The sequence below is a fragment of the Burkholderia semiarida genome, from assembly GCF_029268935.1.
Taxonomy (GTDB): Bacteria; Pseudomonadota; Gammaproteobacteria; order Burkholderiales; family Burkholderiaceae; genus Burkholderia; species Burkholderia semiarida.
Map to the genome: position 1 here is coordinate 62,187 of NZ_JAHLCL010000008.1, position 22,861 is coordinate 85,047.

Consider the following 22,861-nt stretch of genomic DNA (forward strand, 5'->3'; position numbering starts at 1 on the left):
GTCGAAAATGCAGGATGATTTGATCAGCACCGCGCTTCACTACCGGTTGTCGAAGCGGGCGATGCGGGTATGCGTCGCCGGACTATCGGCGGGCGAGTCGCGGCGCGAATGCGCGCGTGAATGGCGTGCCGGATCCGAACGTGTGTCGCGAGTCAGGCGATGGCGCGGGATGCGTTTGCGGATGCGCGACGGGCGCCGCCGCGCGCTTTGCGTCGGTTGTTGTCGCCAAGGCAACACGGTAGTGTTGCCCATTGACGTGCCGCCGGGCCGACAATGAATCTGTGGCGACGCGTGCCGGCATCGGCCAATTCCAGATGGCGGGTGCGTGGCCGATCATTCCACCCTATAGTGCTCGTCGTTGATCGATCTGGAAGCGTTCGGGAGTTCGTCGTGTTTCACCGGAGATTCAAATTGGGTTGTTCACGCTTCGCGTGCATCGTCGCCGTGGCGATGCTGGCGCCAGTCGCGGCGCATGCACAAGTGGAGGCTGGCGACGGCGCGACGCACGTCGCGGCGGCTGTCGATCACGGCACGTCCGCGGCACGACCGATCGTCGGCGACGATCCGGTTGCCATCCGCGATGCGTTGCAGAAGCTGCACGTCAATACGCTCCCGCCTTCGTTGCGTGATCGGATTCGCGGCGCGGTCTCCGGCGCCGCCGGCCGGCACGGCCCGGATCCCGACCTGGCGGCCGTCGGTCTGGATCGTGACGTGACATTCGTGGTGCCGGTGCGGTACGGGCTGAGATACCGGTCACGGCCGCACCTGCTGACGCTGGATGTCGACCTGTTCGATGCGGAGCGCGACGGCCGGGCAGGCATCCTGCTCAGAAGGGTGACGACGGGGCCGCGAGGGCGTGGGCTCGTGATTGCGCCGGAAGCGAAGGCAAAAGGGTACATCCAGCACGTCGACATCATCGAACTCGACGCCGGACAAGGCAAAAAGACCACGGTCAGGAGCCGCATGCGGCTTTCGGCCGCCGAGTACGCGCGGACGCAAGGCGACTTCGCACTCGTTTTTTCCGGGCGCCTGGTTCGGCCTTACCTGACCGAACAAACCGAACACGCCGATCCGAGTATCGAGGAGCCGACGGACATTTCGACGAGAATCTCCACGTTGCACATGGATCTCCGCGATATCTGGCTGGTGAGTCCGTCGAGCGGCGTCGTGGTGTCGAAGAAGCTGCGGTTGTCGAAGTAGCGGTTCCGGCGGGCCGGTCATGCAGGCGCACGGATAGGGAAGGGCCGGATCAGCGGAACCATCCCGCCGAAGCGGCGCGTTCCGGGGCCGCTTGTTCAACGCCGGGTTTTCGGTATAATGGACCCAAGTTCGGAATGTCGAACGTGAGAATTCAAGCATCCAGAGTCGGGTTTTCCGACGCCAACCTGCCCTCCCGGGCAAGGTGGACGCCCTCGAGGCGATGCGGCCGATTGACGGCAACGAAACGGGAGCAGCATGGCTGGCACCGGTTCGATAACCATTCATCCGGAGCAACCATGAGCCAAGTTTCCTCCGCTTCCCATCCGACGGTCTGTGAAGACTGGTCGCGTTTTCTTCCCGGTTTCACGTTGACGCATACGGTTCATCTCGTTTCGAGACGGAATCCGGGCATTGTTTCGACCGCGGCTGCCGTACTCGAAGGCGAAACGGCGACGGTCGACCGGTGGGCCATCACCCGCTGTGGCGACGTGCTCGAACAAAAGATCGTGCTCGGCGAGATGACGGAAGGGCAAGCGGTTCGGCTGCGTGAACGGCTCGCCGCGCTCGATGGCGTGCTCCGGACGAGGGTCGAGCATCATTTCGTTCGGGTGGGGGCGCCACGGGCCGGACATGTGTCGGAGGATGGTCGTTAGTCTGGCTGCAAGTCGTTGTCTGGGCAACGCAGTTCCTTGGGAGGTCACCGTGGTACAGCGATAGGTACATGGCGCTACCTATTACCCGTTGTAGCGGACGCAGTCATCCACGCAACCAGCAGTCACATACCAGGGAAAGACTGCTGATGCGATGCCGGCAACGCAGCGTCATTCCAAAGCTTTGTAGCGAGCGGATGACGGGCAAGATGGATGAGGCGATATAGCGGTCCCTTGTTCGAATTGACGAATAGTGGCTTGGACTGGGCAACCTGCATCTTAGTGAGGTCGGTGACCAGCGATTCCCAATACTCAAGATACGCGCTGACTTGTGCGTGCTTGGGAATCTCTTTCAACCGCAAATTGTTGCGCCACCCCGGCGCGGCCGCATCCAACCGAGAACAGGCTAGATTGAAGTCGGTACCGATGTTTCGCTGAACGTCCATTACGCTGAAGTGAATCAAGAGATCTATGTTCGGCCGAGCGGCAAGCTTGCGGATAATCTCGAAGTCCAAGTGCTCGATGTTGAACGGATCGAGGAAGGCGAAGTGTAAGCCCCTCGGAAGCGTCCCAAGCACCCAGTCAACGGTCTTGGATGCGTTGCCTACACGTGCCTGTACTTTCGCGCCTGCTGCGCGAAGTCGCGAGCTACAAGCTTCCACGCTTCCGGGATCGGCATCGGCGATGTATATCTCGTCGAATGGCGCTCCGCCGCGTTCCGACATGCGCCACGCTGATAACACACCGCCATCGGAGATAACTCCCGATTCACGGTTCATGACTCGTCCGGGACCCGAAAAAAGGTCGATAAACGAAGCATATGGCCATTTGGCGCGAGCTTTGCGGGCTGCGTCGACATAACGAGACAGCGCTACATGCTTGTCTTCCGACCAAGGACCAACCTTCATGACCGGCAGACCATCCGCCGGATCGATGACAAACTTGTCGTCATTTTTTGGGGCCACGCTTTGTCTCGTATTTTGGGGAGGCATGGTGATGTCAAATAGTATGCCGCTATTTCGAAATATTTACTAAAACCTGATAATCTTTCGGTAGACCAAGAGCCCGCATTACACCAAGCATGGCAAAAACAGAAGACAAGTATTTCTGGCAGGTTGGACATCCCCCGCCGCTTCTTGACCAGCACAGCGCCGTTAAGCACGCGATTGTCGAGGAGTATGTTCAGCAATACATCGAGACCCTGATGAGTTTGCCGACCATGCCCAAACTAACTTTGACATTGGTCGATGGGTTTGCCGGCGGCGGCGAGTACCTCAACGAACAGGCAAAATCAGTTGATGGCACGCCTCTGCTTATGATGCGGGGGACGCATCTGGCGCGAGCCGCTCTCAATGTTGGTCGGCGCACGCTGCGTGAAGTGGACACTGAATTTTTCTTCGTGGAGAAGAAGCGGGAATCTGCGGAGTATCTTTGTCAGCACTTGGAAAGGCGGCGAGCGGAAGGCGCCATCGCGCAGCAGGACTTCGAGCGGTCCAGAGTACTGAATAGTGGATTTCTCGATGAGCTACCGAGAATTGTGGAGCGTATCAAGGCACGCCGAGGCGGCGGCCGGGCGATTTTTCTGCTTGACCAGTACAGCTACAACGCCGTTCCGATGGACAAGCTTCGATGGCTGATGACCGAACTGCCGAACGCAGAAGTCATCATGACCTTCAATGTCGACTCGCTTCTTACCTATATCAGTGACAGAGAGGCAAATCGGAAGGCAGTGCGCAGTATCGGCATTGAGCAGTACATCCCATGGAAACAACTGGGGCAAATTAAGGCGGAGTCTGGACGGGTGGCGCTCCAACGTTACGTCGCGCATGGGATCAAAACCGAAACAGGCGCGCCGTACATGACACTGTTCTTTGTTCGGCCAGACTCGGCCAATCCGTGGAGCTACTGGCTTGTGCACTTGTCGCAGCAATACAAGGCCCACGACGTGATGAAGTCGCTGCACTGGGCGCACTCAAGCGAGTTCGGACACGAGCTTGAACCGGGACTCTTCATACTGGGCTACGATCCGAAGCGGGATGAGCAATATACTGGTCAGTCCATCCTCTTCGACGCTGGTGGGGCAGAACTCTGCATCGAGACATTGAAGGAAGACCTCGGCCGCATCTTGTCAGACCGCCAGCAGCCGCTCACCGTCCGGCAACTGCTCACTGACCACATTTCCAACACTATCGCAGACGAAACTCGGCTGCAAATGGTTATCCGGGGCTTGCATACATCAGGGAGTATTGTGGTGTCGAATAAAGACGACAGAGTGCGGCGGCCGTCAAAGCACTACAAGCCCTCCGATATCATCGAATACTCGCCGCAGCGAAAGTTCTTTACGTAAGCTGCACGCGGTCGGGCATATCGTCCCAGGTACGTCCTTCGAGGAGCCGCCCGTTCGCGCCCTTGGAGCGACGTACGCCGTCGCTGCCCCATGTACCCCACTGCTTGAAGAAGAATTTCACGCCTTGCTCCTCGCACTGGAGCTTGACGCCCTGCACCCACTCTTCGAGCATTGGGCGTGCCTTCGCGCCTGATTCGCCACCCACGATGACCCAGTCAATGTTCTCGAGATTCAGTGTTCCGAGGTCTTCGAGTAGCGGTTCGACGGACAGGAAGCGCACACCGCCTTGCACCGCCCGCAGCTCATCGATGCGAGGTACCCCATACCGACGGTCCTCTACAGTCACACCGAGCCAGGCGTTTCCCGGAATATCGCGACGGCTGCAGTAGTTCGCGAGCCGCTCAGCGCGCTTCGTGAGAATCTGGAACGTGTGCTGAGGGCATGCGCGAATCGCGTCGAATACCTGGGTGATGTAGGCGTCAGGGACTGAGCGGTGGAACAGGTCGGACATCGAATTGACGAAATACACCGTTGGAATCTTGCGCTTCAATGGTTCGTCCAGGCGATTCGGTAGAATCGTCAGTTTGAAGCCATTCTCATAGCCAGGAGTGCCCATAGCGTGCAATCGCTTCGCCATGCCTTCGGCGTAGCAGTTCTTGCAGCCCTTGGAAACTTTCGTGCATCCAACCGTTGGGTTCCAGGTGCGTTCCGTCCACTCAATCTTGCTTTGCCCGCCGCTCATTATTCGACCTCTCAATTTGGTTGCGATTTTATCGGGCTTCCGGCGGCTGTTGCGAAATAGCCATGCTTCTGTCATGTGCTCACGTTTTCTCGGTGCTCGAAAGCGCAGACACATAATCTCCCGCACTTCAACCCTCGAAGTATATAGAGAAGAACCGATCCTGTATATTTATACAGTGAATTGAGGAATGTGATTGTCTATTTCCGGCGTGGGGTGGTGCGCCGTGACGCATGGTCCACAATCACTGAGAACCAGGAAGCGAGTACGCCTGACCTTTTCACGACGTTTGGGCGAGCGGGCAGCGGCGGCGCGCGGCAATTCGCACCCGCCATGTTTGGTTCACAAGAGCTGATGACGCATGTTCAATAGGACGCGGCCCCGCCCTCACTCCACCGTCACCGACTTAGCCAAATTCCGCGGCTTATCGATATCCGTTCCCCGCGCGAGCGCCGCGTGATACGCGAGCAATTGCATCGGCACCGTATGCAGGATTGGCGACAAAGGCCCGTAGTACTCGTTCAGCCGAATCACCTCGATCCCCTCGCTCGGCACCAACCCGCAGTCCACATCCGCGAACACGAACAGCCGCCCATTGCGCGCACTGACCTCATGCATGTTCGACCTGAGCTTCTCGAGCAGCATGTCGTTCGGCGCGACCGCGATCACCGGCATTTCGTTGCTGACGAGCGCCAGCGGCCCATGCTTCAGCTCGCCGGCCGGATAAGCCTCCGCATGAATATAGGAAATCTCCTTCATCTTCAGCGCGCCTTCGAGCGCGATCGGATAATGCATCCCGCGCCCGAGAAACAGCATGTTGTCGCGTCGCGCGAGCAATTCCGACCACGCCATGATCTGCGGTTCCAGCGCGAGCACCTTCGACATCGCGTCGGGCAGGTGCCGCAGCGCACGCAGATGTTCCTTTTCTTCGTCGTCGCTCAGCCGCCCGCGCACCTGCGCCAGTGACAGCGTCAGCAGGAACAGCGCGACGAGCTGCGTCGTAAATGCCTTCGTCGAAGCCACCCCGATCTCGATTCCCGCACGCGTCACGAACTGCAACGCACATTCGCGCATCAGCGCACTCGTCGCGACGTTGCAGATCGCGAGCGTATGCATCATCCCGCTGCGTTTCGCGACATGCACGGCCCCGAGCACATCGGCCGTCTCGCCGCTCTGCGACACCGCAACCACCAGCGTGCGCGAATTCGGCACGCTGTCGCGATAGCGGAACTCGCTGGCAATCTCGACGCTGGCCGGCAGCTTCGCAATGCTCTCGATCCAGTACTTCGCGGTTAGCGCCGCGTGATAGCTGCCGCCGCACGCGAGCAGCAGCACCGAATCGACGTCATTGAACACGCGCCACGCGCCGTCGCCGAACAGCTCGGGCATGATCGACGAAACGTCGAGCAGCGTATCGGCCACGGCCTGCGGCTGTTCGAAGATTTCCTTCTGCATGTAGTAGCGGTACGACCCGAGATCGGCCGCGCCGCTATGCGCGGCGACGCGTTGCACCGCGCGCTCGACGCGCTGGCCGGCCGCATCGACGATCCAGTAGCGATGCAGTTGGATATCGGCGACGTCGCCGTTCTCCAGGTACGCAATGCGATCGGTGATGCCCGACAGCGCCATCGCATCGGACGCCAGAAAATTCTCGCCTTCGCCGGCCCCGACGACGAGCGGCATCCCGTCGCGCGCGCCGACGATCCGGTGCGGCTCGTCGCGGCACATCACCGCGATCGCATAGCTGCCGCGCAGTCGCGCGACCGCAAGCCGCACGGCCTCGAACAGATCGCCGTCGTACAGATGATCGATCAGGTGCGCGATCGCCTCGCTGTCGGTCTGGCTGGCAAACACGTAGCCGTGCGCCTGCAGCTCCGCGCGCAGTTGATCGCAGTTCTCGATGATCCCGTTGTGCGACAGCGCGATGCGCGCATTCGCGTCGCTCGGTGAGAAATGCGGATGCGCGTTGAGCGTGACGGGCGCGCCATGCGTGGCCCAGCGCGTATGCGCGATGCCGGTGTAACCGGACAACGCCTGCGCGGCGATCTCGCGCTGCAGATTCGCGACACGATCGACGCTTCGGGCGCGCGCCAGCGCGCGGTCGCGGTAGACCACGACGCCGCACGAATCGTAGCCGCGGTATTCGAGCCGCTTCAGGCCGTCGACGAGGTTCGGCAGGATGTCCCGCTGGGCTACCGCCCCGACAATTCCACACATATCGCGCTCCGTAAATGTCCTGTCTGGATCAGTGAGAGCGATGGTAGAGCCAGCGAGATGGAATTAAATTTCAAAAAATCATCATAGGTGAAATTAACCGTGGATAGATTATCATGTTGAAATTAAATTTCATTCGCTAACCGGAAGGAGCAGCCGATGCCTGGCATCACCCTCGACGATCTCGACCTGCGCATCCTCGCGATCCTGCAGGAGGATGCGTCGGTGTCGAACCTGCAACTGGCCGAGCGCGCGCTGTCGTCGCCACCTACCTGCATGCGCCGCGTGCGGCGGCTGACGGAGGCCGGCGTGATCCGCCGGCAGGTTGCGGTGCTCGACCCGGTCGCGATCGGCACGGCCGTCACCGCGCTGATCGAGATCAGCCTCGACCGGCAGACGGCCGAGGACTACGACACGTTCGAAGCGTACGTGTGCGCGGAGCCGGCCGTCACGCAGTGCTACCGCGTGTCGCCGGGGCCGGATTTCGTCGTGATCGCCGATCTGGCGGACGTGGCCGAATACGACGAATTCGCGCGGCGGCTGTTCACCGGCGCGTCGAACGTCCGCAACGTGCGGACGTTTTTCTCGACGCATCGCGCGAAATTCGAGGCGAACGCGCGGGTCGCGCATGCGATGCGCAAGCGCACATAGCGTGGGTGACCGGCAGCGCTGTCGCGGCTGTTCCGGCAGGACACGGGGCTGTCGTTCACCGAATGGCGTCAGAACGCGAGCGCCTGCTGCATCGGTTGATGCATGCCGCGCGAAAACCCGGCGCCTTCGAGCGACAGCAGCGCACGTTTGCGCTCGATGCCGCCCGCATAGCCGGTCAGGCTGCCCGATGCGCCGACCACGCGGTGGCACGGCACGATGATCGATATCGGATTGCGGCCGACCGCGCCGCCCACGGCGCGCGCGCCGCTCATCGGCAGCCCGACGCGCTCGGTGATGTCGCCGTACGACACGAGTTCGCCGAACGGAATCGCGAGCAGTTCCTTCCATACGCGTCGCTGAAACGCGGTGCCGCGCAGGTGGATCGGCACCGCGAACGTGTCGCGCGCGCCGGTGAAGTACTCGGCGATTTCTTCCGCGACCTGGCGCGCGATGGGCGACATCGCGTGCGCGTCCGCTTCGGTCGCGATCGCAAGCGACGGAAAGTATTTCTGGCCGACGAAGTACAGGCCGGTCAGCGCATCGTCCTCGATGCGTACGGCGATGTCGCCCAGCGGGCTCGGAATCAGGTGAGCGGGAGTCATCGCGACACATCTCCATGAAGGCGCCACATATGCAGTGCGGCATACGCGCGTCACGGCGCCCGGCGCGCCGCATGTGACGACTGTAAACCATCCTCGCCGTCGATTCCGGCCGGAATCGGTCGTGCGTTTCGGCGGCCGCGCGACCGCCACGCCGCGGCGGGAAAATCAGCGGAAAAACGGTTAATACCACTCTGCGAAACAGTCGTCTCTTTTCTCGCGACCAATTTGAGATGACTCATCGAAATCCCCGACTGACACGGTGCCGGTAGGCGGCCTATCCTTTGAAAAACGTTTTCCAGATTGGTTGGTGAAAGGGCCTGTGCGCGAGCGCGCGGGCCGTTCGCCCCGGCGCCGGTCGCCGGTCAACGAACTTGGTGCGGCGCGACGGGCGCGACCGCGCATCGGAGACATTCATGCCCTCTGCCGTCGTCGGCGCCGTGCGCGCGGCCGCGAGCCGCTACCGCTGGACCGTCTGTGCGCTGCTGTTTTTCGCGACCGTGATCAACTACATGGATCGGCAGATCCTCGGCCTGCTCGCGCCGATGCTCCAGCACGACATCGGCTGGAGCCAGGTGCAGTACGGCCGCATCGTGATGGCGTTTTCCGCGTTCTATGCGCTGGGCCTGCTCGGTTTCGGGCGCATCGTCGACTGGCTCGGCACGCGCGTGTCGTACGCGGTCGCGATGCTGGTGTGGAGCATCGCCGCGATGCTGCACGCGGCCGTCGGCTCGGTGGCGGGCTTCGCGTTCGTGCGCGCGCTGCTCGGGATCGGCGAGGGCGGCAACTTCCCGGCCGCGATCAAGACGACGGCCGAATGGTTCCCGCGCCGCGAACGCGCGCTCGCCACCGGCATCTTCAACTCGGGCGCGAACATCGGCGCGGTGTTCGCGCCGGCGATCATCCCGGCGATCGCGGTGGCCTACGGCTGGCGCGCGGCGTTCGTGATCATCGGCGCGATCGGCATCGTGTGGCTCGCGGTGTGGCTGGTGATGTATCGCACGGCCGACACGCGCGCGCTCGCCGCGGAATACGACGAGCCGCGCGACGAAGCCGAAGCGCTCGACGCGGCCAATGCGAACGCCGGCGCGCCGCGCTGGGGCGAACTGATCCGCAAGCGCGAGACGTGGGCCTTTCTGGTCGGCAAGTTCCTGACCGATCCGGTGTGGTGGTTCTACCTGTTCTGGCTGCCGAAGTGGCTCAACGAGTCGCGCGGGATGGACATGCAGCACATCGGCTTGCCGCTCGTCTGCATCTATGCGCTGACGACGGTCGGCAGCATCGGCGGCGGCTGGCTGTCGTCGATGCTGCTGCGTGCGGGCTGGAGCGTGAACCGTGCGCGGAAGACGGCGATGCTGATCTGCGCATGCTGCGTGCTGCCGATCGCGTTCGTGTCGCAGGTGCAGAGCCTGTGGATCGCGGTGCTGATCGTCGGCCTCGCCGCCGCCGCGCACCAGGGCTGGTCGGCGAACCTGTTCACGACGGCCTCCGACCTGTTCCCGCGCCGCGCGGTCGCGTCGGTGGTTGGTATCGGCGGGATGGCCGGCTCGATCGGCGGCGTGCTGTTCTCGGAAGTGATCGGCCAGGTGCTGCAGCGCACCGGCCACTACTGGGTGCTGTTCGCGATCGGCGCATCGGCCTACCTGATCGCGCTGGCCGTGATGCATGTGCTCACGCCGAAGATGAAGCCCGCGAAACTCGACGCGTAAGCGCATTCCGGCAAACGAATGCGCCGCCCTCGGGCGGCGCTTCCTTTTTGCGTTGGGGGAAAGGGCGCGTCGCGACCGCGTCAGCTCGCCGCGGCCGTCGACGCGCGCATGATCAGCCGCGGCTCGAACGTCGAATAGCTCGCGTCGGTGCGCCCGGCGAGCGCGTCGATCAGCTTCTGCATCGCGAGCTCGCCCATGTTCTCGCTCTGGATGTCGACGGTCGTCAGCGCGGGCGCCGCGTATGCGCCGTACGGCACGTTGTCGATGCCGGCGACGGACACGTCCTGCGGCAGCCGGAAGCCGAGCGACGCGGCCTCCTTCATGAAGCCGAGCGCGATCAGGTCGTTGTAGCAGATCACGGCTTGCGGGCGCTGCGGCCCGAGCATCACGCGCGAGCACGCGCGCTCGCCGGCCTCGGCGGTCGGCGCGTGCGCGTCGTGGACGTCGAGCGTGAGCCCCGCTTCGGCGAGGCAGTCGCGCGCGCCCTGGATCCGTTCGTCGTTCACGCGCGCGGTGCCGAAGCCGAGATACGCGATGCGCGTGTGGCCGAGGTTGAGCAGGTGACGCGCGAGCATGTAGGTCGACAGCCGGTTGTCGATGCCGACGCTCGGAATCGGCAGGCCGGGGCTGCGACGCAGCAGCACGAGCGGCTTGTTGAGGTCGAGCATCCAGCCGGCTTCCTCGTCGGGCATCCGCGTGCTGACGATCAGCCCGTCGACGCGCTGCGCGAGCGCTTCGATCAGCGAGCGTTCGCGCGTCTGGTTCTCCTCGGTGTCGACGAGCAGCAGCGTGTAGTCGTGCTGCAGCGCGACGCGGTTCGCGCCTTTCACGACGTTCGTGAAGTGCGGGTTGCTGATGTCGAGGATCACGAGGCCGATGGTGCGCGTGCGGCCGGTGATCATCGAACGCGCGAGCGGGTTCGATCGGTAGCCGAGCCGCTCGATGGCTTCCTTCAGCCGTGCCTCGACGGTCGGCGAGAAGCGCTGCGTGCCGTTCACGTACTTCGATACCGTCGCGACTGACACGCCGGCTTCCGCGGCCACGTCGCGGATCGTCGGGGAAACTTTTTTCATCCGAAGGGTAACGTTTTCGTTCGATAACGCCGGATTGTGGCAGAAAAAGCCCGCCCGCGGCCGTACGGCGATATCGGGAAAATGCGGATGGCCGCGAACAGGTCCGACCATTGACGTCCGGCGCGGCGTCCGCGTATAGTTGGAAAACGTTTTCCGGTTTAGATCAGATCCAAGGAGATTCGATGAACGCCTCATCCACCGCCGCGCGCAAACCGTTCGGCCGGCTGCTGCTGACGGGCGCGGCCGGCAACCTCGGCCGCCAGTTGCGCGGCGCGCTCGCCGACTGGGCCGACGTCGTGCGCGTCAGCGACATCGCGGCGCTCGGCGACGCGGCCGCCCATGAAGAGCTCCGCGTCGTCGATCTGGCCGATCGGCCGGCCGTGATGCAGCTCGTCGAAGGTGTCGACGCGATCGTCCATCTCGGCGGCATTTCCGTCGATGCGCCGTTCGACGATCTGGTCGGCGCGAACATCATCGGCACGTACAACCTGTACGAAGCCGCGCGCAAGCATGGCGTGAAGCGCGTCGTGTTCGCGAGCTCGAACCATGCGATCGGTTTCCATCCGGTCACCGAAGTGCTCGATGCCGATGCGCCGCTGCGCCCGGACAGCCTGTACGGCGTGACGAAATGCTTCGGCGAATCGCTGTCGCGCTACTACTTCGACCGCTTCGGGATCGAAACCGTATGCCTGCGGATCGGTTCGTCGTTCGAGGTGCCGAAGAATCCGCGCATGCTCGTCACGTTCCTCAGCTATCGCGATTTCATCGAGCTCGTGCGCTGCTCGCTGCTGACGAACCGCGTCGGGCACGCGATCGTCTACGGTGCGTCGGACAACCCGGTGAAGTGGTGGGACAACACGAAGGTCGGCTTCCTCGGCTTCCGCCCGCGCGACAGCTCCGAGCAGTTCGCCGGGCTGTTCCCGGTGACGGCGCCGACCGCCGAGTACGACGATCCCGCGCAGCGGTTCCAGGGCGGCGGGTTCGTCGTCGGGGAGCCGATGGAGCGGAAGGTGTCGTAAGCGCTGCCGGCGTCGCCGGCGTCAATCGTCAACGCAGGATATCGGTTGCCTTGTGCCGTTCGTCGACACCGTCGATCAGGATCAACGGGCCGCTCGCGTGGCGTGCGCGCAGCGGCTGGATTTGCCGGTACGCATCCGAGTCGTACCACGCGCGCGCCGCGTCGAGATCGGGAAACGCGATCGCGATCAGGTCGCCGCGCCACACGCCTTCGCGCACTTCGGGCCGTGCGCCGTGAATCACGAAATGGCCGTCGTACGGCGCGAGCGTGCCGTCGATCCGTTCGAGGTATTCGACGATGTCGTCGCACATCTCGACGTCGTGCAGGTGGGCGATGGCGTAGGCGGTCATGGCGGGCTCCTTGGCGGGATGCGGTGCGTGAGTCGATGGGGCCATGATCGCGGCGCGGGCGGCGCGCGTCGATTACCTGCGACGTAAGCAAATCGCGACAACCGCGCCGTGTCGCGCTTCAGGCCGCGAGCGCATCGATCGACGGACGACGCGACGCAATCCCGCAGCACACTCCATCACGCCCGCTTGCGTGCAGGCCGCACGACGGGCGCCGGTTCCAGCGGCTCGCTGGCCTGCTCGCACAGCCGGTCGAGCATCCGCTGCGCGGCGCCCGTGCAATCCTCGCCGGCCGGCTTGTTTTCGATCGCGTCGATCAGCGTTTCCAGATGCTGCCGGTTCTGCGCGAGACGCCGTTCGAGCAGCGCGATTTCGCCGACCTTGTGCCGCAGCGCGTCCAGCAGTTCGTCGTGCGGCCACGCGCCGAGATCCGGCGGCAGCACCGCACGAATCTCGTCGAGCGAGAAGCCCGCGCATTGCGCGCGGTCGATGATCGCGAGCCGCGTCAACGCTTCCGGCCCGTATTCCCGATAACCGTTCGCCTGCCGGCGGGCCGGTTCGAGCAGGCCGCTCGCTTCGTAGAAGCGGATGCGCGACGCGGCGAGGCCGCTCGCCTTCGCCAGTTCGCCGATTTTCATGGTGGGCTCCAAAAGGGCTTGACCTTAAAGTTGACTTTAAAGTTATCGTTGGGCATCGTCAATCGAGGATGCTCACCATGAATCTGTTTGCGCCCCTCACACTGCCCAACGGGGCGGTGATTCCGAACCGTCTGGCCAAGGCCGCGATGGAAGAAAACATGGCCGACGCGGACCACGCGCCGTCCGACGCGTTGCTGCGCCTGTACCAGGCGTGGGCCGACGGTCAGGTCGGCCTGATCCTGACCGGCAACGTGATGGTGGACGGCCGCGCGATGACGGGGCCGAACGGCGTCGTGCTCGAAAGCGACGCGCATCTCGATCGCTTCCGCCGCTGGGCGCAGATCGCGCGCTCGGGCGGTGGACACGTGTGGATGCAGATCAATCACCCTGGGCGCCAGATGCAGGCGGCGCTCGGCCAGACGACGCTCGCGCCGTCGGCCGTGCCGCTCGCGCTCGGCGCGCTGTCGAAGCAGTTTCCGGTGCCGAAGGAAATGACCGCAGCCGATATCGCCGACGTGCGGCAGCGCTTCGTGCGCGCCGCGCAGCTCGCCGAGCAAAGCGGCTTCACCGGCGTGCAAGTGCACGCGGCGCACGGCTATCTGCTGAGCCAGTTCCTGTCGCCGCTGACGAACCGCCGGCAAGACCAATGGGGCGGCAGCATCGAGAATCGCGCGCGCCTGCTGCTCGACATCGTGAAGGCGGTGCGCGCGGCGGTGTCGCCGGCATTCGTCGTCGCGGTGAAGCTGAACTCGGCGGATTTCCAGCGCGGCGGCTTCAGCGCGGACGACGCGAAGCGCGTGGTCGAACTGCTGAATCCGCTCGGCGTCGATCTCGTCGAACTGTCGGGCGGCAGCTATGAGGTGCCGGCGATGCAGGGCGAGGCGCGCGATGGCCGTACGCTCGCGCGCGAAGCGTATTTCCTCGAATTCGCGCGCGACATCACCGCCGTCGCGCGGATGCCGCTGATGGTCACGGGCGGGATCCGCCGCCGTGCGGTGGCCGAGCAGGTGGTGGACAGCGGGGTGGCGATGGTCGGCATCGCGACGGCGCTGTCGATCGACCCGAACCTGCCGCGCGACTGGCGCGCCGGCAAGGACAGCGCGCCGGTGTTGCAGCCGATCCGCTGGAAGAACAAGGCGCTGGGCGCGCTGGCGAACATGGCCGTCGTCAAGTTCCAGCTCGCGCGGCTCAGCGAAGGGCGCCGTACGCACCCGCAGGTGTCGCCGTTGCGCGCGCTGGTGCGGGAGCAACTGGCCGCGCAGTGCCAGACGCGGCGCTACCGGAAGTGGATGGCGGGCCCGCGTGCGTGACGGGCGCCTCCGGATTGGCGGCGGCGATGCCGAAGGCTGACCGGCACACCGCCGCGCCCGTGCCGCCTTGCACGTTGCGCGGCGGCGTGCGCGCTCAGAAGCGGTAGTTCGCCAGCACCTCGAACCGCCGGTCATTGCCGAGCAGATACTGCGTCTCGTTGTAGTACGCGGATTGCACGTAGCGGCGATTGAACACGTTGTACGCGCGCGCGGTGATCGTCGTGTCCTTGCGCGGCTTCCACGCGAGGCCGAGATCGACGGTCGTGTACGACGGCATCACGAGCTGGTTCGCGGTATCGGCGAACCGCTTGCCCACGTACTTGACGCCCGCGATGCCCGTCCAGTCTGGCGCGAAGCGCCAGCTCACCCACAGGTTCGCGAGCCGCTGCGGCACCGACACCGGCACGTTGCCCGCGCGCGACACGGTCGCGCCGCCTGACGACTGCTGGAAATCGTCGTATTTCGCGCGCAGGATCGACACGTTCGCATCGACGCGCCAGTCCTTCGCGATCTCCGCGCCGACCGTCGCTTCCAGCCCGCGCGACGACTGCTGGCCGACCTGGATCGACTGGTTCGGGTTCACCGGGTCGGCCGTCAGCAGGTTGCTCTTGACGATCCGGTACGCGGCGAGCGTCCATTCGGCCTTGCCGTCGAGAAACGACTGCTTGACGCCGATCTCGATCTGCCGGCCGGTCGCGAGCGTGAAGTTCGCCTTCGATGCATTCAGCGACAGCAGCGAGCTGACCGGATCGGCCGCGACCGAGTACTGGCCGTACACGGCGAGGCCCGGCCGCACGTCGTACACGGTGCCGATGCGCCAGCCGGTATTCGCGAACACCTTCGTGAATGCGCCGCCGTTCACGAGATCGTCGCGGTTCACGCTTGCATGGTCGTAGCGCAGCCCGCCGATCACCGACCAGCGCGGCGTGATCTCGAGCCGGTTCTCCGCGAACATCGCGTACTGGTTCGACTGGCTGCGGTACTTCGGAAACGTGCCGGCCGTATTGATGAAACGGCCCGGATCGAAGTCGAACGGATCGACCGTCGACGTGCCCGCATACGGCGAGTTGTTGTCGTGCTGGAACGTCGTGTGGTTGAACTCGACGCCCGCCGAAAACGTGTTGCGCATCCCGAGCAGCACACTGCCGACGGTGGCCGTCGTCACGTTGCCGTACTGCTCCTGGTCGTGAAAGATCTCGGTGTAGCTGCTGCGCCGGACTTGCGCGCTCGACGGCAGATACGTGTAGTACTCCGCATCCTTCCAGTGACGGTTGCTCTTCATCCGGTACAGCGTGCTCGTCACGTTCAGGCCGTCGCTCGGCTGCCAGTTCGCCGAGACTGTGGCCCAGCTGTCGCGGAACGCGATGTCGGCGTCACCGACGTTGTAGTTCTTCTTGTCGAGCGCACGATCGCGCGCACCGTTGACGAGCGGCACGCCGAAATACTGCATCGGATGCATGAAGCCCTGCGCGTACGATGCCGTCACGTACAGGTCGGGCGTCACGTCGTAGCGCAGCGCGCCGGAGACCGACAGGTTGCGCGAATTGCCGCGATCGACCCAGTTGGACGATCGGTTGCCGCTGATGTCGAAGCGGTACGACAGCTTGTCGTTGATCGCGCCGCCGCTGCCGAACGCGGCGCGCGCCGTACCCTCGGTGCCGCCGCCGATTTGCAGTTCGTTGCGGATCGGCGTGCGCGTCGGCTTCTTCGGGACGATGTTGACCACGCCGCCGATCGCGCCTTCGCCGTAGATCACCGAGGCGGGGCCGCGCAGCACGTCGATATGGTCGACCGACCACGTGTCGAACGGGAACGTGACGCCAATCGCGCCGTACGGGCGCACGCCGTCGTACAGCTGCGTGACCGACGACGCGCCGACGAAGCCGCGCGCGGCGAGCTCCGAGTTGCCGTTGCCCGGATGCGGCGACGCGCTGATGCCGGCGGCGCGGCTCACGGCGTCGATGATCGAGCTGTCGCCGCGCGTGTCGAGTGTCGCGCGGCTGATCTGTTCGACGCTCGCGGGCGTTTCGAGCGGCGACAGCCCGAGATGGCTGCCCGTGTCGAGCGGTTGCGTCAGGGCGGCCGCCTTGTGCGCGTCGACACGAATCGGTGCGAGCGTGGCGCCGGTGCCGTCAACGCCACTTTCCTGTGCCTGCCCGGCCGGCGACAGCGCCGCGAGCACGGCAGCAGGCAGCATCAATCTGAACTTCATTGTTTCGGGTTCCTTCGAATGGGGGAAGCGCTTGCATCGATCACGCCGCTGCGGCAGCCGCGCGGCCGAACAGCAGCCGGTCGATCAACCAGACCGCGACGATCGTCAACCCCATCAACGGGAATACGATGCCGAGCAGCACGAGCCCGGCGATCCAGCCGCGCATCGGCGGCGTGCCGCGTTCGCGCGACGGTGCGCCCAGCGTCCCGGCCGGGCGGCGCTTCCACCACATCACGGTACCCGTGACGGCCATCGCGGCCAGCCCGAGCGACAGCACCGCGCAGATGATCTGGTTCGCGAGCCCGAAATATCGGCCCATGTGCAGCGACGTGCCGTACGACACGGCTCGCGCTACCGCGCCGTAGTCGTCATAGCGGATGTCCTTCAAGACGGCGCCGCTGTACTGGTCGACGTAGATCGTGCGTTCGGCCTTCGGGTCGGCCGGAAAGTACGACGCGGTGAACACGCCGTCCGCGCCGGACGGCAGCGCGAGCGTGTAGCCGCTCGTCACGCCGAGGCCGGCGACGATCGCGATCGCGCGGGCCAGCGGCAGCGGCGCGGGCGTCGGCGCGGACGGCGAATGCGGCACGGGCACGTTGCCGACCGCCCACGGCGTCTGCGGCAACGGCAGGTCGTCCATCACCATTCCCGGCATCGCTTCCCCGGAATCGTGGTGATGGCCGGACGGCGCGGCCGCCTGCGCACGCGCAGTCTCGGGCGTCGCTGCGGCGCCGGGGCGCGTCGAGCGTACCGATGCACCGCCCCACGCGCCTTCCGGCGCGCCGAGGTTCACGGTCGCGGCGAGCGCCTTGAAGTTCTTGCCCCACGAGCCCGACCACGGCAGCCCGGACAGGATGAACGCGATCGTGCCGGCCGCGAGCCAGATACCGGCCGTCGCGTGAAGGCTCTTCCACAGCGGCCGGCCGCGCAGCGACAGGTCGGGCCGCAGCGCGCGCCCGACGCTTGCCGCGCCGCGCGGCCACCACAGCGCGATGCCGGTGCCGATCATCACGAAGGTCCAGCACGCGGCGAGTTCCATCAGCAACTCGCCGGTCTTGCCGAGCAGCAGCTTGCGATGCAGCATTCGGTCGACCTGCATGAAGCGGTTCTCGACGCTGAGCGTGCCGAGCACGCTGCCGTCGTACGGGTTCACGTACACGCTCTCGCGGCTGCCGTCGCGCAGCCGGAAAACGTACTCGGCGCTGCGATCCGGCGCGGTGGCGACCTGCACGGAAATCGGCGTCGCGCCGGCCGGCATCGCGGTGCGGGCGCGGGCGAGCAGCGTGTCGGCATCGAGTCGCGGCGTCGCGCGCGGCTCGACGATCAGCCGGTGCGGATACAGCAGCGGCTCGATCTGCGGCTGGAAGCAATAGAGCGTGCCCGTGATCGCGAGGATCACGAGGAACGGCATCACGAACAGGCCGGCATAGAAATGCCAGCGCCAGAGCGTCCGGTAACCGGCGCTGGCGGAACGGGCGGGCGAGATGGCCCGATCGACGGTGGTCGACATGGTGTGAACTCCTCGGGTTCGTCGAGCGGCGGGAGCGGCGTGGGCCGGCTGCCGTCGACGTGCGTCACACCCGCGTGCATGCATCGCCGCAGGCAGGCGGCGCGGCCCGCCGCGCAAACGGTGCGCGGGGCGGCGCCGCCCGCGCGAGGCGGGCATGCGAGTGAACGCGTGAATCAGGTCGGGTGAAACGAACGGCGTGAACGCGCATGCACGTCGACGTGCACGCGCCACGGGGCGGAACGTTCAGCAGAACAGAGGAGGCGCGCGGGAGGGCGGGCGATCGTCGAATATCGATCGCACGAAAGGAAGGCTGTCGAATTGAACGCGGAAGCGCCGCGGCGGCGCCGCGGGGAACAGCAGCACCAGCAGCGCGAACGATGCGAGCGCGGTGAACAGCGCGGCGCCGAATGCGCACGGGCCGTCGCCGTGGCCGGAGGGCGCGGCCTTGTCGGCGTGTGCGTCATGCTCGAGCGCGTCGACGAGCGCGCGCGCATCGTTGGCCGGCGTGATCGGCGCGCTCGCGTCGAAGCGGGCGGCCAGCGCGGCGCTCGTGACGATCAGCGGGCCTTGGCCGGAACACAGCACCACCGAGCCCGCATCCGGACCGTCCGGATCGAGCATCACGGCGCCCGACATCAGCGCGCGGGACAGCAGCGTCACGAGGAGGAACCCCCACAGCAACTGTCGCGCGACGCCTGGCCGGAGCAGGAAGCGGCGAAGTGCGTTCATGGCGCGCGATTGTACCTCCGTTTGCGCGGAGGGGCAGGCGGGCCGTGCGTGTGCCGTGGGGCGAATCACGCATGGCCGGCGTGGCCGCGCCGGTCCTGCGCGACCTCCGGTCGGTTGCGCCCGCTCACACCGGATACGCGTCGTCGACCTTCAGGTTCGCGAGCCGGAACAGCGTGCGCAGCGTCTGCGGATGGATGTCGCGGTGCGCGGCGAGCGACGTCAGCATGAAGTCGAGCACCTTCGCGTAGCGGAGCAGCACGAGGCAGCGTGCGAGATCGGGCGCGCGGCCGCGCATGTCTTCGGCGAGCGTGACCATTTGCGTCGACAGCGTGCGCGCCATCTCGAGTTCCATCTGCTGTTTTTCGGTCCAGTCGGGCAGCGGCTGTTCGAGCACCTTCGCGAGGAAGAGCTGGAACGACGAATCGGACGAGTTGGGCTGCGCATCCATGAAGAGCCTCGTTGCGTGTGCATATCGTACGGGCGGATCCGTGGAGCGCCCGAGGGTGAATCATGTCCGCGCGGTATGGGGCGCGGCTTCTGCCCGAACGGAATGCAGATTCCGTACCAGCCCCGTCGGACGATTGTTGAGCAATGTTGAGCCGTGATCCGGCATCGGTCGGCGAGTCCCGCCGGGACTGGATCGCGCAGGTGATCGACGAGGGTGTCTACGGGCGGGAGGTGGGCGGACCCGGGCGCCCGACGCGGCGCGACGATGCGAAATGCTTCATGTATGTAACGTAACGCGGACCTCGGGCGGGCCGCGCGTATCTGCCGGCGAACGGCCGGCATCGCGCGTGCCGTGCGGTTGCGCCACGCCCGCCGTGCGTCCGCTGCCGGGAAACGTCTGCATGGCGCGTGTGCCGCCGCGTCGCGCGAACCGGCGGCGCGCGCGCCGGTTGTTTCAAAACAGAGACGGTCCGGCGCGCGGCAATCGGTTGCATGGTCACGCAACTGGCCCAGCGAATCGCCGCGCAATTGTCCATGGGCACACGGTGCGGGTTTGCCGACAATCTCCCGATCATCTCCCGAGGTGCGACATGAACGCCCACGCCTTCTTCTCCGCCAACCTGCTGCTTGCCTACACCGCCTATTTCATCGGCACGGCCAGCCCCGGCCCCAGCAATCTCGCGATCATGTCAGTCGCCGCGAACCAGGGCCGCAAGGCGGCGCTCGCGTTCGCGCTCGGCGTGATTTCGGGGTCGATGTTCTGGGCAACGGTGGCGGCGCTCGGCGTCTCGGCCGCGCTGCTCGCGTGGTCGAAGCTGCTGGTCGCGATCAAGGTGTTCGGCGGGCTGTACCTGCTGTGGCTCGCGTTCAAGTCGGGGCGCATGGCGCTGTCGGGCCCGCCGGCTGCAACCGCGAACGCGGCGCGCGAGCAGCGGCTGTCGCGTTTCTACGTGCGCGGCGCGATGCTGCACCTGACCAATCCGAAGGCGATCCTCGTGTGGGTGTCGATCGTCGCGCTGTCGTCGAACGGCGCGGGCGGCGCGCACGGCGCCGTCGTGCCGGGCTGCCTCGCGATCGGCTGCGTGGTGTTCGGCGGCTACGCGCTGGTGTTCTCGATGGACGGTGCGCGCCGGCTGTACGTGCGCGGGCGGCGTGCGATGGAAGCGTGTCTGGCCGTCGTGTTCGGCGTGGCGGGCGTTCGGCTGCTGGCGACGAACGTTTAGCCGTGCAGCGTGTGCCGGAGCCTGCGCCGCACCGGCGTGCGACGGAGGCTCCGGCATCGGTCAAGCCGGCTTCAGAAAATGAAGCCCGTATTGATGAACTTCGAGTGGTGATCCGACACGATCGAGTCGAGCAACTGCTTGCTGCTGTCGGTCTGCTTCGCCGCGACCATCGAGCGAATCGAGAACGCGCGCAGCGCGTCGCTCACCGACAGCGTGCCTTCCGCCGAATCCTTGCGCCCCGCGAACGGGAACACGTCGGGCCCGCGCTGGCACTGACAGTTGATGTTCACGCGGCACACCTGGTTCACGAGCGGATCGACGAGCGCGCCGATCTGCGCCGGATCCGAACCGAAGATGCTGACCTGCTGGCCGTGCTCCGACGTCGTCACGTAGTCGAGCGCGGTATCGACGTCGTCGAACGGCGCGACCGGAATGATCGGCCCGAATTGCTCCTCGCGGTACAGCTTCATTCCTTCGGACACCGGATACACGACGGCCGGGTAGAACAGCGTCTTGCTGAACTCGCCGCCCTGGTGGTTGACGACCTGCGCGCCCTTCGCCTTCGCGTCGTCGATCGCGTCGGTCATGTACGCGGTGCGATGCATGCCCGGCAGCGGCGTGATGCTGACGCCCTTTTCCCACGGCATGCCGATCTTCAGCTGTTCGAGCGCGGCGGTGAAGCGCTTCAGGAATTCGTCGACGATCGAGCGATGCACGAGCAGCATCTTCAGCGCGGTGCAGCGCTGGCCGTTGAACGACAGCGCGCCGAGCAGGCACTCCTTCACGGTGAGGTCGAGATCGGCGTCGGGCAGCACGATCGCCGCGTTCTTCGCGTCGAGGCCGAGGATCGCGCGCAGCCGGTGCGACTTCGGGTGCTGCTTCTTCAGGTGATCGGCGACCTTGCTCGAGCCGATCAGCGCGAGCACGTTGATCTTGCCCGACGCGAGCATGTGCGGCACGACCACCGCGCCCGGTGCGTAGATCGTGTTGATCACGCCCTTCGGGAACGCGTCGCGGAACGCCTCGAGCAGCGGTTCGAACAGCAGCGTGCCGTACTGCGGCGGCTTGAACACCACGGTGTTGCCCATCAGCAGCGCGGGGATCAGCGTCGCGAAGGTTTCGTTCAGCGGATAGTTGTACGGGCCCATGCACAGCACGACGCCGAGCGGCGTGCGGCGGATCTGGCCGATGGTGCCTTCCGCGATCACGAAGCGCGAGTTCGCGTTGTCGAGCTCCTTCAGCGCGTCGATCGTCTGCGTCATGTAGGTGACGGTGCGGTCGAACTCCTTCTGCGAATCGGCGAGGCTCTTGCCGATCTCCCACATGATCAGGTTCACGACGAGTTCGCGCTGCGCGACCATCCGTTTGATGAAGTCCTGCATGCACGCGATGCGCTGCTCGACCTTCATCGTCGGCCACTCGCCGCGGCCGGCGTCGTACGCGCGCACCGCGGCGTCGAGCGCCGCGTCGCTTTCCGTTTCGCCCATCACCGGGTAGCTGCCGATCTCGACCTGCTCGACGCTGCCGTCCGCCTGCCGCACGCATACCGGCGACAGCACGGTCTTGGTGGCGCCGTCCCACGGTCGCAATTCGCCGTCGACGAGCGACACGCGCTGGTGGATCGGCGAAGCCAGCCGGAATTCGGCGGGAATCTCTTGTAACGCGGGAAACAGGTGCTGCAGGGAGGCGGAATCGGGCATGACGGTCTCGTTTGACGGGGTGTCCGGGAAGGACGGGCGATGCGAATCCTGAGCGGAATGATCCTCGATCCTGAATCGGCATCATGACGCGCACGCGGCTGCACGTCACGCGCGAATGTGGCCGATCCGGCGAATGGAACCAGTTCCATTTAAAAGGAACGCCGCAGCGAATGCAACAACGCGGAATCACGTCGCAATTACCGTAAGTATTTCGAAAGACTGTTTCCGAATCGCAGGTATAGCCATGCGGGTGCAATCGCAAACGTTTTACTTCGGCCGAATTGAGCGGATAATGGCGCGACGCGGTGAGGAAAAAAATGCAGTGAACCTGAGAGCAGACGCAGTGAAGAACAGAAGAAGATCCGCCGCGCCGCCGATACGAGGTCGGCTGCCCGGAGCGCCGGGTCGGGGTTGCCCGGTCCGGCGCGCACCGGACGATTGAATCGGTCGCGCCTGCTTGTCTCGATCCTTCGTGATCCTCTCCAGCTTCTCCATCGCCGTATCCCGAATCCCGCCTTTTACCGATCGCCGCCACACGAGACGAT

The 22,861-nt window shown here is 65.1% G+C and carries 20 protein-coding genes and 1 riboswitch; of the genes, 8 read left to right on the forward strand and 12 right to left on the reverse strand.

Translation table 11 applies throughout. From position 1 onward, the window contains the following. The first annotated feature begins 411 nt into the window (after positions 1 to 411). Together KPB06_RS23530 and KPB06_RS23535 are read left to right on the forward strand one after the other, a co-directional pair. Entirely contained in the window at positions 412 to 1,200 is a 789-nt protein-coding gene (locus KPB06_RS23530) for a hypothetical protein (protein ID WP_306427098.1), read from the forward strand. 150 nt (positions 1,201 to 1,350) lie between these two features. After that, positions 1,351 to 1,454, forward strand: a riboswitch (SAM-I-IV-variant riboswitch). A gap of 42 nt (positions 1,455 to 1,496) precedes the next feature. Beyond that, the gene (locus tag KPB06_RS23535) at positions 1,497 to 1,853 is read left to right on the forward strand and encodes a hypothetical protein (protein ID WP_275906009.1); all 357 of its coding nucleotides are present in this window, start codon (positions 1,497 to 1,499) and stop codon (positions 1,851 to 1,853) included. 122 nt (positions 1,854 to 1,975) lie between these two features. Here KPB06_RS23535 and tcmP read toward each other — a convergent pair whose 3' ends face one another. Continuing rightward, the gene (tcmP, locus tag KPB06_RS23540) at positions 1,976 to 2,815 is read right to left on the reverse strand and encodes a three-Cys-motif partner protein TcmP (RefSeq protein ID WP_275906008.1); all 840 of its coding nucleotides are present in this window, start codon (positions 2,813 to 2,815) and stop codon (positions 1,976 to 1,978) included. 116 nt (positions 2,816 to 2,931) lie between these two features. Between tcmP and KPB06_RS23545 the strand changes: the two genes are divergently transcribed. Continuing rightward, the gene (locus tag KPB06_RS23545; protein WP_275906007.1) at positions 2,932 to 4,197 is read left to right on the forward strand and encodes a three-Cys-motif partner protein TcmP; all 1,266 of its coding nucleotides are present in this window, start codon (positions 2,932 to 2,934) and stop codon (positions 4,195 to 4,197) included. Here the strand turns inward: KPB06_RS23545 and KPB06_RS23550 are convergent. Further along, positions 4,190 to 5,014: a DUF5131 family protein gene (locus KPB06_RS23550; protein ID WP_275906006.1), complete on the reverse strand. Its 825-nt coding sequence runs from the start codon at positions 5,012 to 5,014 to the stop codon at positions 4,190 to 4,192. The two genes, KPB06_RS23545 and KPB06_RS23550, sit on opposite strands and share 8 nt — an antisense overlap. 309 nt (positions 5,015 to 5,323) lie before the next feature. Beyond that, a complete protein-coding gene (gene glmS / locus KPB06_RS23555; protein WP_059579767.1) occupies positions 5,324 to 7,153 on the reverse strand; it encodes a glutamine--fructose-6-phosphate transaminase (isomerizing) in 1,830 nt (609 codons plus the stop codon). A 156-nt stretch (positions 7,154 to 7,309) separates the two neighbouring features. Between glmS and KPB06_RS23560 the strand changes: the two genes are divergently transcribed. Next, positions 7,310 to 7,801, forward strand: coding sequence for an Lrp/AsnC family transcriptional regulator (locus tag KPB06_RS23560; RefSeq protein ID WP_059640479.1), 492 nt, complete (start codon positions 7,310 to 7,312; stop codon positions 7,799 to 7,801). Positions 7,802 to 7,869: 68 nt separating this feature from the next. On the opposite strand, the gene KPB06_RS23565 is transcribed toward KPB06_RS23560, so the two are convergent. Then, positions 7,870 to 8,403, reverse strand: coding sequence for a methylated-DNA--[protein]-cysteine S-methyltransferase (locus KPB06_RS23565; protein WP_275906005.1), 534 nt, complete (start codon positions 8,401 to 8,403; stop codon positions 7,870 to 7,872). A 413-nt stretch (positions 8,404 to 8,816) separates the two neighbouring features. Between KPB06_RS23565 and KPB06_RS23570 the strand changes: the two genes are divergently transcribed. Beyond that, on the forward strand, positions 8,817 to 10,109 hold the full coding sequence (locus tag KPB06_RS23570) for an MFS transporter (RefSeq protein WP_059579857.1): 1,293 nt from the start codon (positions 8,817 to 8,819) through the stop codon (positions 10,107 to 10,109). Between the two features lie 80 nt (positions 10,110 to 10,189). Here the strand turns inward: KPB06_RS23570 and KPB06_RS23575 are convergent, their stop codons facing one another. Then, on the reverse strand, positions 10,190 to 11,293 hold the full coding sequence (locus KPB06_RS23575) for a LacI family DNA-binding transcriptional regulator (protein WP_081066557.1): 1,104 nt from the start codon (positions 11,291 to 11,293) through the stop codon (positions 10,190 to 10,192). Positions 11,294 to 11,364: 71 nt separating this feature from the next. On the opposite strand from KPB06_RS23575, the gene KPB06_RS23580 reads away from it, so the two are divergent. After that, complete coding sequence (locus KPB06_RS23580; RefSeq protein WP_089465355.1) at positions 11,365 to 12,201, forward strand: NAD-dependent epimerase/dehydratase family protein; 837 nt, start codon at positions 11,365 to 11,367, stop codon at positions 12,199 to 12,201. A 28-nt stretch (positions 12,202 to 12,229) separates the two neighbouring features. Here the strand turns inward: KPB06_RS23580 and KPB06_RS23585 are convergent, their stop codons facing one another. Continuing rightward, the gene (locus tag KPB06_RS23585; RefSeq protein ID WP_059579788.1) at positions 12,230 to 12,550 is read right to left on the reverse strand and encodes a DUF1330 domain-containing protein; all 321 of its coding nucleotides are present in this window, start codon (positions 12,548 to 12,550) and stop codon (positions 12,230 to 12,232) included. Between the two features lie 176 nt (positions 12,551 to 12,726). Beyond that, positions 12,727 to 13,185 carry a MerR family transcriptional regulator gene (locus KPB06_RS23590; RefSeq protein ID WP_275906004.1) on the reverse strand — a complete coding sequence of 153 codons (459 nt, stop codon included), beginning with the start codon at positions 13,183 to 13,185 and terminating at the stop codon, positions 12,727 to 12,729. 77 nt (positions 13,186 to 13,262) lie between these two features. Between KPB06_RS23590 and KPB06_RS23595 the strand changes: the two genes are divergently transcribed. Further along, complete coding sequence (locus tag KPB06_RS23595) at positions 13,263 to 14,495, forward strand: NADH:flavin oxidoreductase/NADH oxidase family protein (protein WP_275906003.1); 1,233 nt, start codon at positions 13,263 to 13,265, stop codon at positions 14,493 to 14,495. Positions 14,496 to 14,589: 94 nt separating this feature from the next. Here KPB06_RS23595 and KPB06_RS23600 read toward each other — a convergent pair whose 3' ends face one another. The 4 genes from KPB06_RS23600 to KPB06_RS23615 all read right to left on the reverse strand — a co-directional run bounded on the left by KPB06_RS23600 (position 14,590) and on the right by KPB06_RS23615 (position 19,394). After that, complete coding sequence (locus KPB06_RS23600; RefSeq protein WP_089465356.1) at positions 14,590 to 16,707, reverse strand: TonB-dependent receptor; 2,118 nt, start codon at positions 16,705 to 16,707, stop codon at positions 14,590 to 14,592. 40 nt (positions 16,708 to 16,747) lie between these two features. Further along, positions 16,748 to 18,217, reverse strand: a complete 1,470-nt coding sequence (locus KPB06_RS23605; protein ID WP_089465357.1) for a PepSY-associated TM helix domain-containing protein — start codon at positions 18,215 to 18,217, stop codon at positions 16,748 to 16,750. 243 nt (positions 18,218 to 18,460) lie between these two features. Further along, entirely contained in the window at positions 18,461 to 18,946 is a 486-nt protein-coding gene (locus tag KPB06_RS23610; protein ID WP_124659356.1) for a hypothetical protein, read from the reverse strand. 124 nt (positions 18,947 to 19,070) lie between these two features. After that, entirely contained in the window at positions 19,071 to 19,394 is a 324-nt protein-coding gene (locus KPB06_RS23615) for a hypothetical protein (RefSeq protein ID WP_034205546.1), read from the reverse strand. Positions 19,395 to 19,983: 589 nt separating this feature from the next. Here KPB06_RS23615 and KPB06_RS23620 point away from each other — a divergent pair. Next, the gene (locus KPB06_RS23620; protein ID WP_059579804.1) at positions 19,984 to 20,616 is read left to right on the forward strand and encodes a LysE family translocator; all 633 of its coding nucleotides are present in this window, start codon (positions 19,984 to 19,986) and stop codon (positions 20,614 to 20,616) included. A gap of 71 nt (positions 20,617 to 20,687) precedes the next feature. On the opposite strand, the gene KPB06_RS23625 is transcribed toward KPB06_RS23620, so the two are convergent. Beyond that, positions 20,688 to 22,316: an NADP-dependent glyceraldehyde-3-phosphate dehydrogenase gene (locus KPB06_RS23625; RefSeq protein WP_059579806.1), complete on the reverse strand. Its 1,629-nt coding sequence runs from the start codon at positions 22,314 to 22,316 to the stop codon at positions 20,688 to 20,690. Between the last annotated feature and the right edge of the window lie 545 nt (positions 22,317 to 22,861).

Bases quoted from the DNA above. Each gene is read 5' to 3' on its own strand.
- KPB06_RS23610 (WP_124659356.1), bottom strand. From the start codon at position 18,946: ATGAACGCACTTCGCCGCTTCCTGCTCCGGCCAGGCGTCGCGCGACAG.
- KPB06_RS23560 (WP_059640479.1), top strand. From the start codon at position 7,310: ATGCCTGGCATCACCCTCGACGATCTCGACCTGCGCATCCTCGCGATC.
- KPB06_RS23620 (WP_059579804.1), top strand. From the start codon at position 19,984: ATGAACGCCCACGCCTTCTTCTCCGCCAACCTGCTGCTTGCCTACACC.
- KPB06_RS23550 (WP_275906006.1), bottom strand. From the start codon at position 5,014: ATGACAGAAGCATGGCTATTTCGCAACAGCCGCCGGAAGCCCGATAAA.
- KPB06_RS23615 (WP_034205546.1), bottom strand. From the start codon at position 19,394: ATGGATGCGCAGCCCAACTCGTCCGATTCGTCGTTCCAGCTCTTCCTC.
- KPB06_RS23595 (WP_275906003.1), top strand. From the start codon at position 13,263: ATGAATCTGTTTGCGCCCCTCACACTGCCCAACGGGGCGGTGATTCCG.
- KPB06_RS23590 (WP_275906004.1), bottom strand. From the start codon at position 13,185: ATGAAAATCGGCGAACTGGCGAAGGCGAGCGGCCTCGCCGCGTCGCGC.
- KPB06_RS23565 (WP_275906005.1), bottom strand. From the start codon at position 8,403: ATGACTCCCGCTCACCTGATTCCGAGCCCGCTGGGCGACATCGCCGTA.
- KPB06_RS23600 (WP_089465356.1), bottom strand. From the start codon at position 16,707: ATGAAGTTCAGATTGATGCTGCCTGCTGCCGTGCTCGCGGCGCTGTCG.
- KPB06_RS23575 (WP_081066557.1), bottom strand. From the start codon at position 11,293: ATGGTCGGACCTGTTCGCGGCCATCCGCATTTTCCCGATATCGCCGTA.
- KPB06_RS23585 (WP_059579788.1), bottom strand. From the start codon at position 12,550: ATGACCGCCTACGCCATCGCCCACCTGCACGACGTCGAGATGTGCGAC.
- glmS (WP_059579767.1), bottom strand. From the start codon at position 7,153: ATGTGTGGAATTGTCGGGGCGGTAGCCCAGCGGGACATCCTGCCGAAC.
- KPB06_RS23605 (WP_089465357.1), bottom strand. From the start codon at position 18,217: ATGTCGACCACCGTCGATCGGGCCATCTCGCCCGCCCGTTCCGCCAGC.
- KPB06_RS23570 (WP_059579857.1), top strand. From the start codon at position 8,817: ATGCCCTCTGCCGTCGTCGGCGCCGTGCGCGCGGCCGCGAGCCGCTAC.
- KPB06_RS23535 (WP_275906009.1), top strand. From the start codon at position 1,497: ATGAGCCAAGTTTCCTCCGCTTCCCATCCGACGGTCTGTGAAGACTGG.
- KPB06_RS23625 (WP_059579806.1), bottom strand. From the start codon at position 22,316: ATGCCCGATTCCGCCTCCCTGCAGCACCTGTTTCCCGCGTTACAAGAG.
- KPB06_RS23580 (WP_089465355.1), top strand. From the start codon at position 11,365: ATGAACGCCTCATCCACCGCCGCGCGCAAACCGTTCGGCCGGCTGCTG.
- KPB06_RS23545 (WP_275906007.1), top strand. From the start codon at position 2,932: ATGGCAAAAACAGAAGACAAGTATTTCTGGCAGGTTGGACATCCCCCG.